We start from the raw sequence: 432 nt of genomic DNA on the forward strand, positions 1-432 counted from the left end.
ATTTTAGGGAACATATACAATGCGCCCATGGGTTTGACGTAGGATATGCCCGGAATCTGGTTGACCAGTTCCCATGCTTTGTTGCGTTGCTCGAGCAGACGGCCGCCGGGGAGGAGGAATTCGTTGATGCTTTGGTATCCGCCCAAGGCCGTCTGAATGGCGTGTTGCATGGGTGTGGTGGCACAAAGGCGCATAGACGAGAACATGTCCAAGCCTTCGATATAGCCTTTTGCATGATGTTTCGGGCCGTTAAGTATCATCCAGCCTTGACGGAATCCGGCAACACGGTAGGCTTTCGAGAGACCGTTGAATGTAACGGTCAGGAAGTCGGGGGCAAGCGCGGCGATATGGTGGTGTACTGCGTCGTCGCAGAGGATCTTATCGCAAATTCCGTCGGCAAAAATAATCAGGCCGTGTTTGCGCGCTAATTCG

Annotated in this window: 1 protein-coding gene; it reads right to left on the reverse strand. The window is 53.2% G+C overall.

Going from position 1 to position 432, the window contains the following annotated elements; translation table 11 throughout:
- Window positions 1-432, reverse strand: a 432-nt coding sequence (locus ACTHUT_RS22240; RefSeq protein ID WP_440419981.1) for an aminotransferase class I/II-fold pyridoxal phosphate-dependent enzyme, incomplete at both ends; no start/stop codon positions are given.

The sequence above is a fragment of the Neisseria sp. P0022.S010 genome (assembly GCF_051956635.1).